10 protein-coding genes are annotated in these 12,255 nt (G+C 60.8%); 3 read left to right on the forward strand and 7 right to left on the reverse strand.

Annotation, left to right across the window (positions count from 1 at the left end; translation table 11 throughout):
* The first annotated feature begins 68 nt into the window (after positions 1 to 68).
* Together mgtE and yjgA are read left to right on the forward strand one after the other, a co-directional pair.
* The gene (gene mgtE, locus R6W86_RS05235) at positions 69 to 1,430 is read left to right on the forward strand and encodes a magnesium transporter (protein WP_410328323.1); all 1,362 of its coding nucleotides are present in this window, start codon (positions 69 to 71) and stop codon (positions 1,428 to 1,430) included.
* A gap of 199 nt (positions 1,431 to 1,629) precedes the next feature.
* The gene (gene yjgA, locus R6W86_RS05240; protein WP_410328324.1) at positions 1,630 to 2,151 is read left to right on the forward strand and encodes a ribosome biogenesis factor YjgA; all 522 of its coding nucleotides are present in this window, start codon (positions 1,630 to 1,632) and stop codon (positions 2,149 to 2,151) included.
* Positions 2,152 to 2,410: 259 nt separating this feature from the next.
* Here yjgA and R6W86_RS05245 read toward each other — a convergent pair whose 3' ends face one another.
* The 7 genes from R6W86_RS05245 to R6W86_RS05275 are packed head-to-tail and all read right to left on the reverse strand — an operon-like array spanning position 2,411 to position 11,548.
* Positions 2,411 to 3,256 (reverse strand): carbon-nitrogen hydrolase family protein, encoded by an 846-nt coding sequence (locus tag R6W86_RS05245; RefSeq protein ID WP_410328325.1) that lies wholly within the window; start codon positions 3,254 to 3,256, stop codon positions 2,411 to 2,413.
* Positions 3,257 to 3,276: 20 nt separating this feature from the next.
* A complete protein-coding gene (locus R6W86_RS05250; protein WP_410328326.1) occupies positions 3,277 to 7,011 on the reverse strand; it encodes a YhdP family protein in 3,735 nt (1,244 codons plus the stop codon).
* 39 nt (positions 7,012 to 7,050) lie between these two features.
* Positions 7,051 to 8,532, reverse strand: a complete 1,482-nt coding sequence (gene rng / locus R6W86_RS05255) for a ribonuclease G (protein WP_410328327.1) — start codon at positions 8,530 to 8,532, stop codon at positions 7,051 to 7,053.
* The gene (locus R6W86_RS05260) at positions 8,529 to 9,131 is read right to left on the reverse strand and encodes a Maf family protein (RefSeq protein WP_410328328.1); all 603 of its coding nucleotides are present in this window, start codon (positions 9,129 to 9,131) and stop codon (positions 8,529 to 8,531) included. Before R6W86_RS05260 ends, rng begins: the two co-directional genes overlap by 4 nt.
* Before the next feature lies 1 nt (position 9,132).
* On the reverse strand, positions 9,133 to 9,612 hold the full coding sequence (gene mreD / locus R6W86_RS05265) for a rod shape-determining protein MreD (protein ID WP_410328329.1): 480 nt from the start codon (positions 9,610 to 9,612) through the stop codon (positions 9,133 to 9,135).
* Positions 9,612 to 10,478, reverse strand: coding sequence for a rod shape-determining protein MreC (gene mreC / locus R6W86_RS05270; protein WP_410328349.1), 867 nt, complete (start codon positions 10,476 to 10,478; stop codon positions 9,612 to 9,614). The genes mreD and mreC overlap by 1 nt, the downstream gene beginning before the upstream one ends.
* 29 nt (positions 10,479 to 10,507) lie before the next feature.
* Positions 10,508 to 11,548 (reverse strand): rod shape-determining protein, encoded by a 1,041-nt coding sequence (locus R6W86_RS05275; RefSeq protein WP_410328350.1) that lies wholly within the window; start codon positions 11,546 to 11,548, stop codon positions 10,508 to 10,510.
* Between the two features lie 412 nt (positions 11,549 to 11,960).
* Between R6W86_RS05275 and gatC the strand changes: the two genes are divergently transcribed.
* Positions 11,961 to 12,248, forward strand: a complete 288-nt coding sequence (gene gatC / locus R6W86_RS05280; protein ID WP_410328330.1) for an Asp-tRNA(Asn)/Glu-tRNA(Gln) amidotransferase subunit GatC — start codon at positions 11,961 to 11,963, stop codon at positions 12,246 to 12,248.
* Positions 12,249 to 12,255: the final 7 nt, after the last annotated feature.

Genomic DNA, 12,255 nt, shown 5'->3' on the forward strand with positions numbered 1-12,255 from the left:
TCCGTTTTAACTCACCTGTAACGCCTAACTCCGCTATAATAAAGGCGTTTTCAGCAAGCAGGTGATCCATGACCGATATTCTGGAAAAAAGCCAGGCCAAGCAGCGTTTGCGCTCTCTGAGTGAGGCGCTGGATAGTGGTGCCCTCAAGCAGGTTGCCCGCATCCTCAATGGCGGCCTGAGCCCCAGCGATATCGCCCACCTGCTGGAATCCTCCCCTCCCCGTCAGCGTGCCCTGCTCTGGAACCTGGTGGAGAAGGATCTGGAGGGCGAAGTCCTTCAGTACCTCAGCGATGACATCCGTAGCTACTTCCTGAGTCAGCTGAACGCCCAGGAACTGGCGGACATCATTGAGGATTTCGAGTCGGACGATCTCGCCGACTTGCTGCAGCAGCTACCGGATACGGTGATCCAGGAGGTTCTGGACACCATGGACGAGCAGGACCGTCTGCGGGTCGAGGAAGTGCTGTCCTATCCGGAGGACACCGCCGGTGGTCTGATGAACACGGACACCATCACGGTGCGCCCGGACATCAATATCGACGTTGTGCTCCGTTACCTGCGCCGGCACCGTAACCTGCCTCCGATGACCGACAGCCTGATCGTGGTCAGCCGGCGGGATGAATTTATCGGCGTGCTGCCCATTACCCGGATCCTGGTGTCCAACCCTGCAGCCACCGTGCGCGAGGTCATGGACACCGAAGTCGAACCCATTCCCGTGGCCCTTTCCGACACCAAGGTCGCGACCCTGTTCGAGCGCTACGACCTGATCTCGGCGCCGGTGGTCAACGAGGAAGGCCGGTTGCTCGGGCGCATCACCATCGATGACGTGGTTGACGTTATCCGGGAAGACGCCGACCACTCCCTGATGAGCATGGCCGGTCTGGACGAGGATGAAGACACCTTTGCCCCGGTCTGGAAAACCACCCGCCGCCGGGCGGTGTGGCTGGGGATCAACCTGGTCACCGCTTTCATTGCCTCGGCGGTGATCGGGCTGTTCGAGGACACCATCAGCAAGGTGGTTGCCCTGGCGATACTGATGCCCATCGTCGCCAGTATGGGCGGCATTGCCGGCAGCCAGACTCTTACCCTGGTCATCCGGGGCATGGCCGTGGGCCAGATCAGTGGCGCCAACGTGCGATGGCTGTTGAACCGGGAATTCTTTGTGGGGGCGCTCAATGGCCTGTTCTGGGCCCTGGTAGTGGCCACGGCCGCCGCAGTCTGGTTCCAGGATCTGATGATCGGAGGCATCATTGCCGCCGCCCTGGTCATCAACCTCGTCGCCGCCGCCTTTGTGGGCACCATGTTGCCGCTGTTCCTGAAATCCCGGAATATTGATCCAGCACTGGCGGGAAGCGTTATTCTGACCACGGTGACGGATGTGGTGGGGTTTATGGCGTTTCTAGGGTTGGCGACGATTTTTTACGCCTGATCGGCAAAGATGGGGTCTGATATAAACTTGGGGTCAGAAGAAGGTTTTCTTCAGACCCCTGAGTTGCACCTGAAAATGGGGTCAGATGAAGGCTTTCATCTGGCCCCGACTTTGGACTAACCCCCGAGTTGGCCCTCGCACACAAGTTAACATGGGGTCAGATGAAGGCTTTCATCCGGCTCCGGCTTTAGGACCCACTATGACAGATCACCACGACGACGAATTCCAGGAAGACCTCGGTCCCAGCAAATCCCAGATCAAGCGGGAAATGCACGCCCTGCAGGAAGTGGGCAAGCGTATGCTGGATCTGAGCGACGACCAGCTCAACAGCTTGCCCATCAGCGATACCCTGAAGGCGGCCATTGTCGAGTCCCGGCGAATCCGCAAGAATGAGGCGCGCCGGCGGCACCTGCATTACATCGGCAAGGTCATGCGCAACGAGGAAGACCCGGAAGCCATCGAGCGCGGTCTCGACGCCTTCGACGCCGGCAGCGCCGAGCATACCCGCCGCCACCACTTGGCCGAACGCTGGCGCGACCGGATGGTGACCGAGGGAGATTCAGCGGTGGGGGAGTTTATTGATTACTGCCCGTCGGCGGATATCCAGCATCTGCGGAACTTGGCGCGGAATGCGAAGCGGGATGCCGAGAAGGAGAAGAATACCGGGCAGGCGAAGAAGCTGTTTCGGTATTTGCGGGAGTGTATTGACGAAATTGAATAGTGCGGAGCTGGGACCGGTGAAGACGGGGTCATCCCCCAGGGGTCTGAAGAACGCTTTCTTCTGACCCCGTTTTTAGATGCGATCCCGGAGTCTGACCTGAACATGGGGTCAGATGAAGGTTTTCATCAGACCCCTGAGTCGGGGTTAGAGGCCAGAATGGGGTCAGATGAAGGTTTTCATCAGACCCCTGAGGCGGGGTTAGAGGCCAGAATGGGGCCAGATGAACTAGTTCATCTGGCCCCTGAGTTAGACCTCTGAGTTAAACGAGCCGCCGGTGCTCCCAAACGGGCATGTTCTCCCTCACCTGCTTCAGCCGCTCCAGATCCAGCTCGGCGGTAATCACGCCGGGGCCGTCTTCTTCGCGCTCGGCGGTGATCTTGCCCCAGGGATCGCAGATCAGGGTGTGGCCGTAGGTGCGGCGGCGTTCGCTGTTCTGGCCGCCCTGGCCAGGGGCGACGACCCAGACCTGGTTCTCGATGGCCCGGGCGCGGATCAGGGCGTGCCAGTGGGCATCGCCGGTTTGCCAGGTGAAGGCGCTTGGCAGGCAGATCCACTCGGCGCCCTGCTCCCTCAGCGCGCGGAACAGCTCCGGGAAACGCAGATCGTAGCAGATGGCCATTCCCAGTTTGCCCGCTGGCGTATCCACGGTCACCACGCGCTCCCCGGGCTCGAAGGTGTCCGATTCCCGATATTGGCCATGGGCATCCTCTACTTTGGCATCGAACAAGTGAATCTTGTCGTAACGACCGACCTCCTGGCCCTGATCGTCATACACCAGACATGTGGCCCGCACCCGATCCTCAATATCGGTACCATCCGGTCGCTGGGCCAAAGGCAGGGAGCCACCTACAATCCAGATCCCGAGCGTTCGGGCCTGGACTGACAGGAAATCCCGGATTACCGGTCTGTCGCCCGCCTCTGTCCGGCCACAGTCAATCATGTCCTGGGTCGACAGCACGGCGAAGTTCTCCGGCAGCACCGCTACCTTCGCGCCCTGGCGGGCTGCTTCGGCCAGCAAACGCTCCGCTTCCTGCAGATTCGCCTCGATGTCCCGGGTGCTCACCATCTGGATCGCAGTTACCCGCTGTTTTTCCTGTGTGGTCATAAAATCCTTCTCCGTTCGCACTACTCGCCGGTATCGAAGACCCGGCGAAGATCAACCTCGGGATTATCCCAGGCCCCGGTAACACTATAGGTGGCACTGGTCAGTTTACTCAACGGGTCGCCCAGAACCTTGTCCAGCACGAACAAGGCACCGCCAATCGGTGCCCCCGCCCCCATGAGCAGGGCCGCAAGAGGCAAGTTCTGGGTGAGCGGCAGGACCACTACCAGCCGCATGTCCAGGGTTTCCTCGGACAGGTCCGTGGTGCCGCTGAGTTTGAACGCTCCCGAGGGACCGACAATCTGCAGCTCGGGATCCATGGTCAGCAAACCGCTGGTGATCCGTGCCTTGCCGGAGATGGCGTCAAAAGCCACACCCCGTTCATAGAGGTCGGAAAAATCCAGTTTCAGGCGCCGCCAAAGGGCATCAGCGTTCAGCAGGTTGAAGATCCGGAACAATTGGGCGGTGTTGTTCTGCTCCAGGATAATCCCCTCATCAAGACGCAGACTGACCGTTCCACTAACCTCCCGTACGGAGAAATCATCGGGTCGCCCGGGCCAGTCCAGGTCAAGTTCGAAATTGGTCTGCCGGTTTTCCAGCGGAATTTCTGTGCCAAACAGCCGGTTCAGATCGGTCAGGGAACCACCGGTTACCGAACCGGCAAAGCGGCTGACTTCCCGGTCAGCGGCGATACTCCAGGTCATCTCCCCCAGCAGGGTCAGGGAGTTCAGGCGGCCCTCGATGTCATTGACCTTGAGCTGGAACGGTTCCGGTCGCAGAAGGAACGTCCAGGTTCCCAGGCTCTCGTCGTTGAGCTGAAGGTCTGCAATGCTGACATCAATGTCCGGCCAACTGCCCATATCCAGGGCCCGGAAAGCTTCCAGTTGCTCTTCGAGGGTCAGTAACTCCGGCTGGGCTTCCCGTTGCTCATCGTCCCGGACCAATCTCAACACCTCAAAATCGGCCTTCACCGGCTCGTCACCATCCGGCAATACTACCCGGCCTACCGCCCGCTCGGAACGGGTACTTACGACCCAGCGGTCCTCCAGCTGCAGCGCACTGATCTGGATATTTCTGAGGGTATGGGAACCCAAGTAAAGGTGGCCAAGGGTCAGGTCGAAACCGGTGTCGTGCCAGAGGAAATCGAAGCCCATCCGGTTCTCCCAGCTACCGGCGATCCGGAGCCCCCCGTCGGCCCGGGGATCGAGGGTGGCCTCCAGCGGCGCCTGTTCTTCGGCGCTCTTGCCCAGTGGTTCAGGCCAGTCCACGGCAAGCCCCTCAAGATTGGAACGTACCCGGATACCGGACGTGGTGTCCGCTCCGACCGTCAAGACGGCGGAATACTCCAGGGCACCCTTGAGCCCGAACCCACTGTCACTTTCCAGACCGGCCTGGCGGAAGACGCCAGGTACCGTGAGCTGACCTTCCTGACGAATGGCGAGGCCCTGCCCGTCCGCACCCACACTGAGGCCGACCGCCACCGGATCACCGAAAAATCGGGCCTGAATCGGCCCTCCAGAGAAGCCATCGGCGGTATGATAGGTCAGATCTCCGGAGAGTCCGGTCCAGCTCAGATTAGCGCCTGGATAACGTACCGAGCCATTGGAGGTCTGAACCCGGGCCTGGATCACCGGCTCCCCGCCTTCGCCCAGAGGCAGCTCAAGATCCAGGTCCAGGGCATACTCGCCCCCGTATTCCAGACTTCGGGCCTCGGAGCCGGCCATCTCGCCCAACGGGCTGTTGTCCATCCAGAAGGGCACGGCATCACCGGGCACGCGGGCAGCGGCATCCACATAGAGCCGGGTGCCGTCGCCGGGGATCACCTTCACCCGGCTCGGACCGAGCTCCAGGCCGCCGGTCCGGCCAGACTCCAGCTGAACGTCTGTGTTGCCGTTGTGAATATCGACCCTGCCCCGCGCCGACGTCACTTCCGGCCAGCGTTCATCGTAACGGACCGTCGCGTCCTCGAAGGTGTACCACATGGACGAGACGAACGAACCCCGGGGCGCATCGCGACCGATCTGGCCATGGCCATAGTAGACCCCCTCGGTGATCCGCGCCTCGGTGATCGCTGTCGTCAGCCATTCATACAGGCCGGGGTTTACAACCTTTTCCGGCAGGAAATCTTCCAGCATCCCGACTCGCCCATCCTCGACACCGACGCGAAGACCAAGGTTGTCCTCGCCCTCACGATCCATGCGCAGATCAAAGGCGCCGGTGAGGCTGGTGGTGTCGCCATAGCGCATCCGGATGTTATCGGAATACATGCGGGTGATGGGACCATCCAGCAGCCAGGCGACGGTGCCCTGCACTTCCCGAAGCGACCAGGCGTCGCGGAACAGCCGGGGAAAGCGAAGGGTGACTGACTCTCCGGCGGGCGCCAGTTCCACCGAGCCGGAATTGCGGCGCAGGGTAATCCGGCCATTCAGACCGGAGGCGCCCGGAGCGCCGCCGTGAGCCTGAAACCGGACGTCACGCAACAGGCCGGTGAGCTCGAATTCCGCCAGATCAAGGGCGGGCAACCTCAGATGCATCCGGTCCAGATAGCCTGCGGGGCGATAGTTCCGGAGCACACGATCCGCCTGCTCCGGCAGCAGGGGCAGGACCACAAGCAAGCGACGCAGGGGCCCCAGGGGCAGAGCATCCGCCACCACTTCGACATCCCCACCCTCCCGAGGCATCAGCCGCGCACTGAACGGCGGGACGGTGACCTCATTCCAGGTCCACTGCAGTTCCTGCAGGTGAATTTCTCCTCGTGAAACCACAGTGTTACCGGCGTTCTCCGCCCGGCGCCAGCCAAAACGGGCACTGATGTTCTCGATCGGCGCCAGGGATTCATCGCCCACACCCAGTTGCAGATACGGCGTCTGTACCGAGCCGCTTGCCTGCTGAAGAAGGCCATCCCGGAAGGTCAGCCAAAGCTGCCCTCCCAGATCAAAACCTTCGACACGGAGCGTGCGCCACTGGTATTCGTCGACCAGGCCATCGAACAGCCGGCCCGAATCCACGTCCAGATAAAGCTGGCCAGTAAAGTCGCCAGTGAAGAAGTGCCGCCCGACCAGGCTGAAACTGGCCAGCTGCTGGGTGGTGCCAGGCTGCATGGCGCGCCCGGAGGCCCGAAACAGGCCACGGCGGTAGACCAGATCCAGCTGGGGAATCTCAAGATGACGCAACTGGCCCTGGTTGTCCCGAATCGCCAGATTGACCCGGGTGAGTTTGACGTAAGGATCGGACAACCAGCGACCCGCCAGCTCAAGCCACTCCTGAAACTCACTCCGGGCGGGCGCAGGCAATTCCACACCCTCGACACCCACCTCGCCATCAGGGGTCTGGTTGAGAGTCAGTTCCAGGCCATCGGCCTCGAAGGCTTCAAAAACCACCCGGAACCGGAGCAGGGAAGCAAGGAAATCGAGGCGGATCCGAAGGTGTTGAAGGCGGACCACATAGTCACCGGTCCCGGGTTCGATGAGGTCGATATCCCGGGCCAGTACAGTCGGGTCCAGCCAGTTCCAGCGAGCATCGAGGCCACCGATTTCCACCTGTTTGCCGGTGCGCGCCGAAAGCTCGAGTTCGAGGTCATCCCGGAAGCTATCAATATTCTGGGTCAGTTGCCGGCCGATGCCCGCGTAAAGCGCAAACAACAAAAGCACCGCCAGAAGGGACCACCACACCAGGCTCGATAGCCGTGCAGCGAGACGTACCGGCCGGCTTTCGGGAGGCAGGTCCGACAGCGGTGGCCCGTGATCGGCTGAGGACATGGATTCTGTTACTCCCCGCGCCGGTAACCAGCGCGGGCATCAGAGCAACACAACATCGTACTGCTCCTGACTGTAGAAAGGCTCCACCTGGAAACGGATGGTCTTCGCGATGAAGGTCTCAAGATCGGCCACGTTGTCGGACTCTTCGTCCAGCAACCGGTCCACCACTTTCTGGGAAGCCATCACCAGGTAACTTTCGGAATCATAGGCCCGGTTGACCCGGAGGATTTCCCTGAAGATTTCATAACAGACGGTCTCGGCAGTTTTCAGGAAGCCCCGACCGTCGCACACCGGGCAGGGTTCACAAAGCACCTGGCCCAGGCTCTCGGTAGTGCGTTTGCGGGTCATTTCCACCAGACCCAGTTCGGACACGCCGGTGATCTTGGTCTTGGCGTGGTCCCGTTCCAGCATTTTCTCCAGCATGCGGTGAACCTGGCGCTGGTGCTCGGAATCCTCCATATCGATGAAGTCGATGATGATAATGCCACCAAGGTTGCGCAGCCGGAGCTGACGGCTGATGGCCCTGGCAGCTTCCAGGTTGGTCTTGAAGATGGTTTCTTCCAGGTTCCTGTGGCCGACGAAGGCACCGGTGTTGATGTCGATGGTGGTCATCGCTTCGGTCTGGTCAATGATGACGTAACCGCCCGACTTCAGCTGAACCTTCCGGCTCAGGGCCTTCTGGATCTCATCCTCCACCGAGTAAAGATCGAAGATCGGCCGCTCACCGGGATAGTACTCCACCATGTCCGCAAACTCGGTGACGAATTCCTGGACGAACTCCATCACCCGCTGGTAGCTCTCCCGGCTATCAATCCGGACCTTCTCGGTCTGGGGCCGAACCAGGTCGCGGATGGTGCGGATAAACAGAGGCAGATCCTGGTACACCACCGCCGGCGCCTGCACCTTGGCGATGCGCTCCTGGATGGACTGACTGAGCCGGTGCAGGTATCTCATGTCACCGATCAGGTCCTCGGCCGGGGCTGCCTCGGCGGCAGTCCGGATGATGTAGCCGCCCTTCACATCGGTGCTTTCTGCGGACGCCTCCTCGAGCAGGGTCTTAAGGCGCTCCCGCTCGTTGTCGTCCTCGATGCGCTGGGAGATGCCGATATGACTGACGCCGGGCATGAACACCAGGTACCGGGACGGAATCGACAATTGGGTGGTGAGGCGGGCGCCCTTGGTGCCAATGGGATCCTTGGTCACCTGAACCACCAGGGACTGGCCTTCCCGCAGCAGGGTACGGATGTCCGGTACGGTTTTGGGGCCTTCGGTCAGGTCCTCGGCCCCTGGCTGGCTGATGATTACATCCGAGGCGTGGATGAAGGCGGCGCGCTCCAGGCCAATATCGACGAACGCGGCCTCCATACCCGGCAGCACGCGGACGACTTTACCCTTGTAGATGTTGCCCACGATGCCCTTGCGGCTGGTGCGCTCGATGTAGGCCTCCTGCAACATGCCGTTTTCCACCAGGGCGACCCGGGTTTCCACCGGCGTAACGTTGATCAGGATTTCTTCACTCATTCTTGGCTCTCCAGACTGCTTGGCCAGTTCGTCCATACCGGGAAGCCGGCCTCGGCCAGAAGTTTGGCGGTCTGCTGCAACGGCAGTCCGACCACAGCGCTGTAACTTCCCCTGAGTTCCTTCACAAAAATACCACCAAGACCCTGGATTCCATAACTCCCGGCCTTGTCCATGGACTCCCCACTGGCAACATAGGCATTGATCTCATCGCCGCCAAGTTCCCGGAACTGTACATCGGTCACCACCAGGCAGGACCGGCACTGACCACGATGTGCCAGCGCCACCGCGGTCATCACCTGATGGACCTGGCCGGAGAGCAGCGCCAGGGTGGCACAGGCATCGGTCCTGTTTACCGGCTTACCCAGAATGTCACCACCGAGGACCACGGATGTATCGGAACCGATGACCAGTGCCTCCGGATGCTCCGCAGCCACCGCCAGGGCTTTCTTCCGGGCCAGGCGTTCGACGTATGCTTCGGCGGTCTCGGCCGGTTCCGGGGTTTCATCCACATCGGCCGGCTGTGTGGTGAACGCCAGTCCAATTTGCTTCAATAGCTCTGCCCGACGCGGTGAGGCGGAGGCGAGAATCAGGTGCGACATGCTAGCCCAGCTTCCGGTTGATGTTATCAAGGATTACACAGACCACTGGCCAGATCACGGCACTGGTCGCTGCCGGCCAGAGGTAGCCAAACCCGGTGTCTCCCCCGGCCCCCAATAGCTGTTTGATGAAATGGACCAGCATCTGATTGATGCCCAGCAGCAGGAACACCATCAGGCATTGCTGCGGCATCGGATACATACGCAGGCGTTGGTGGATGGTCAGCACCAGGAAGGCAATCAGGCCCATAGCCATGGCATTCACGCCCAGAGGCGTTGCCTCCAGCACATCCAGCAGCAACCCGAGGAACCAGGCCAGCAGAATGCCGAACTGGGCCGGTGCCCGGAAAGTCCAGTAGAACACCACCAGGCCCAGCCACTCGGGCCGGAATTCAAACCAGCCGACCGGGAACAGGGAGATGCTCAACACCAGTGCCAGCAGCAGCGAAAACACAAAGACCGGATAACTGATTACCGACAACATCAGCCGTCCTCCCCGGATTCTGTCGCCTGACCAGCGGTTTCTTCCGGTTCGACAGGTTCAGGCGGGAATACCGCCAGGACCAGGCGACTCTGGTTCAGCTCAGCTTTTGGTGTCGCCTGGATGGAAATGAAGGGTTCGCCCGGTTCCTTGATGATTCGGGACACCTCGGCCACCGGGTAACCCCTGGGGAAGCGGCCACCGAGGCCGGAACTGACCAGTAGGTCGCCCTCGCGGATATCGGCAGTGTCCGGCACATGCACCAGTTCCAGCGCATCGGGGTCGCCGGTACCCAGCAGAACGGCCCGCAGGCCGTTACGGACCGCTTCCACTGGCACGGCGTGGCTGCTGTCCGAGACGAGCAACACCCTGGAGGTAATCTGACTGGCCTGCACCACCTGCCCCATCAGGCCGTGGGCGTCGAGGATGGCCTGGCCCGGGCTGACGCCGTCGCTCAGGCCCTTGTTAATAATGACTTCGTGGGAAAAGGGATCGGGCGACACGCCTACCACCTCGCCGACGATGACTCGGTCATCCAGCACTTCCGACGAGTTCATCAACCGGCGCAGCTCGTTATTCTCGGAAGCAAGTGCCGCATATTTGAGAGCGCGGCGTTCTAGAATTAGCAGGCGGGCGCGGAGGTCTTCGTTTTCCTGCTGCAGGTCTTCCTTCGAGACGAACAGACCGGAAAACCAGTCACTGAATTCGTAGGGGGCGTTGCCCAGCCAGTAGACGGGGGCAAGACCGGTGGCGATGGTACTCCGCACCGGTGACAGCTTGTCAAAACGAGCGTCGGCAACGATTAACGCTGCCGACGCAAGTATGACCAGAAAGAGTCTGAACCCCGGGACGGGGCCCTGGACGAAGATGGTTTTAATGGCCAGTCCTCCCCACGGGCTTAACCCTCCTGGGAGAACATTCCGATGCCACCGCGATCAATGACTTCCAGTGCCTTGCCGCCACCACGGGCGACACAGGTCAGAGGGTCTTCGGCAATGATCACCGGCAGACCGGTCTCTTCACTGATGAGCTTGTCCAGACCACGCAGCAGGGCTCCACCGCCGGTCAGCACGATGCCGCGCTCAGCGATATCGGAGGCCAGTTCGGGGGGCGACTGTTCCAGGGCGCTCTTGACGGTCTGGACGATCTGGGCCAGGGATTCCTGCAGGGCATCGAGAATCTCTTCGCTGTTCAGGGTAAAGGCCCGGGGTACACCTTCGGCCAGGTTGCGCCCGCGCACGTCGATCTCGCGGACTTCCAGGCCTTCGTAGGCACAGCCGATCTCGTGCTTGATCCGCTCGGCGGTGGAGTCGCCGATCAGGCTGCCGTAGTTGCGGCGCACGTAGGTAACGATGGCTTCGTCGAATTTGTCACCACCGACCCGCACGGATTCGGCGTAGACGATGCCGTTCAGGGAGATGATGGCGATCTCGGTGGTACCGCCACCGATATCAACGATCATGGAACCACTGGCCTCCTCGACTGGCAGGCCGGCACCGATGGCGGCGGCCATGGGCTCTTCGATCAGGAACACTTCCCGGGCGCCGGCACCGAGTGCGGATTCGCGGATGGCCTTGCGTTCCACCTGGGTGGATTTGCTGGGAACACACACGAGCACGCGCGGGCTCGGGGTGATGAAGCTGTTCTCGTGCACTTTATGGATGAAGTGCTGGAGCATTTTTTCGGTGACGACGAAGTCAGCAATCACACCATCTTTCATGGGACGGATGGCGGTGATGTTGCCCGGGGTGCGGCCGAGCATGCGCTTGGCTTCGGCACCGACGGCGGCGACCATTTTCTGGGAGTTGTTGGTGCGGATGGCAACCACGGATGGTTCGTTCAGGACGATACCCCGCTCTCGCACATATATAAGGGTGTTGGCGGTGCCCAGGTCGATGGACAGGTCGCTGGAGAAAATGCCTCGGAGTCTTTTGATCAACATTCGTGTAGTTTCAACCTGAGAGTTGCGGTTGCGAAAAGAATGCGGCAACTTTAGCAGTGAGCACCTACTCAGGCAAGGCGCCATCGGGGCCCTCGACCTTACCATTGTCACATTTTCCGAATTGTTTCAGGCCCTCCCGCGATTGTTCGAATCTGTTACCATAGTCGATTGATTCTGACTTCGGTGAAAGGAGCCCTCAGAGCCTGGTGAAGGAATGGTTGGGGGACGGCTTTCCAAAACACGCTCCTTGCGGCACGTCCCTGTGACGCTTGGGCTCCGCCATCCATGGCTCCGCACAGTTTTGGAAAGCCGTCCCCCAACCATTCCCGGGCTTGTGAGTTGCCTCAATCAGGAAGCACAGGCACCGACCCGATTTTTCATTAAATAATCTTCACAGACTGGAGGCCACGTGAGCATTTCCCGCGAGGACATTGAAAAAGTTGCCGTGCTCGCCCGCATCAAGGTGGACGACGAGCAGGTTTCGGCACTGGAAAAGGATCTGGGCAACATTCTGGATCTGGTGGATCAGCTGAGTGCCGCGGATACCGATGCGGTGGAGCCGATGGCCCATCCATTGGATGCGGTGCAGCGGTTGCGGCCGGACGAGGTGACCGAGACCAATCAGCGGGAGGCGTTCCAAGCCATCGCGCCGGCAACCGAGGACGGTCTGTATCTGGTTCCCAAAGTGATCGAATGACTCCCGC

The sequence above is a fragment of the Marinobacter sp. genome (genome assembly GCF_046484525.1).
In the GTDB taxonomy this organism is placed as follows: Bacteria; Pseudomonadota; Gammaproteobacteria; order Pseudomonadales; family Oleiphilaceae; genus Marinobacter.

Coding starts and splice junctions, on each gene's coding strand:
- R6W86_RS05250 (WP_410328326.1), bottom strand. CDS start 7,011: ATGTCCTCAGCCGATCACGGGCCACCGCTGTCGGACCTGCCTCCCGAA.
- rng (WP_410328327.1), bottom strand. CDS start 8,532: ATGAGTGAAGAAATCCTGATCAACGTTACGCCGGTGGAAACCCGGGTC.
- R6W86_RS05245 (WP_410328325.1), bottom strand. CDS start 3,256: ATGACCACACAGGAAAAACAGCGGGTAACTGCGATCCAGATGGTGAGC.
- yjgA (WP_410328324.1), top strand. CDS start 1,630: ATGACAGATCACCACGACGACGAATTCCAGGAAGACCTCGGTCCCAGC.
- mgtE (WP_410328323.1), top strand. CDS start 69: ATGACCGATATTCTGGAAAAAAGCCAGGCCAAGCAGCGTTTGCGCTCT.
- mreD (WP_410328329.1), bottom strand. CDS start 9,612: ATGTTGTCGGTAATCAGTTATCCGGTCTTTGTGTTTTCGCTGCTGCTG.
- R6W86_RS05260 (WP_410328328.1), bottom strand. CDS start 9,131: ATGTCGCACCTGATTCTCGCCTCCGCCTCACCGCGTCGGGCAGAGCTA.